Source organism: Bacillus sp. AFS023182 (assembly GCF_002560575.1).
Taxonomy (GTDB): Bacteria; Bacillota; Bacilli; order Bacillales; family Bacillaceae_G; genus Bacillus_A; species Bacillus_A arachidis.
This window is the reverse complement of the sequence record NZ_NTRO01000085.1, coordinates 1-865: the sequence shown is the minus strand read 5'-3', so window position 1 is coordinate 865 and position 865 is coordinate 1. Positions and strand designations below refer to the sequence as shown.

The 865-nt window shown below is 37.6% G+C and carries 1 protein-coding gene; it reads right to left on the bottom strand.

All coding sequences use genetic code 11. From position 1 onward, the window contains the following. Positions 1–64: 64 nt before the first annotated feature. Entirely contained in the window at positions 65–772 is a 708-nt protein-coding gene (locus tag CN288_RS25520) for an IS6 family transposase (protein WP_098303392.1), read from the bottom strand. Positions 773–865: the final 93 nt, after the last annotated feature.

Genomic DNA, 865 nt, shown 5'->3' with positions numbered 1-865 from the left:
GGTTCTGGTGCAAATACTTAGGAAAGATATAAAGAGGCGAAAAGTTTCTTAGTGGAATCTAGTCTTAAGCAACAATTCCAAATAGTTGATGGATAAACTTCACTTGATTTTGGACAGACTTGTCCAGTAAAATAAGTTGCCCTTTTTTTACCATATGCATAGCTTCTATTCCAGAAATAATAGATGTAGCTGTGCGAAAGGATTTCAATCCTAACATCGAACGAACTCGCTTTTTAATAAATCGATGATCTTGTTCCACTATGTTATTGAGATATTTCACTTGCCTTAGTTGGATGCCTAATGGCATCTTTTTTTCTTTTCTCAATTCTTCAACTGCTATAGGATAAGCTGGATTCTTATCGACTGTCACGACACGAGGCTCAGAAATATGAAAAGACTGCAAAGCTTTCTTGAAGAATCGCTTTGCAGCCTTGTGGTTTCTTGCTTTGCTTAGGTAAAAATCGATGGTATTTCCTTTCGAATCGACAGCACGATACAGGTACATCCATTGACTTTTTACTTTGATATATGTTTCATCGACTCTCCAAGAGTCATTGGTTTGCTTGAGATGACGACGGATTCTTTTGTCTAATTCAGGACCATACTGATGAACCCAACGCATAATCGTTGTATGAGCAACGGATAAGCCCCGTTCCTCCATCATTTCCACCAAATCACGAAAGCTCAGGTTGTACCGTAGGTACCATCTTACTGTTTGCAAAATAATATCATGATGATAATGCTTCCACTTGAATAAATTTCGCTTTTCCATACTGATCACGCACCTTTTTTAGAGTAATAGTATCAGTATGTCCAAGATTTAGAGATTACTTGCAATTATCTTGAAGTTTTCGCACCAGAACCC

Excerpts from the sequence above, each read along its gene's own strand:
- CN288_RS25520 (WP_098303392.1), bottom strand. The coding sequence starts at position 772 with ATGGAAAAGCGAAATTTATTCAAGTGGAAGCATTATCATCATGATATT.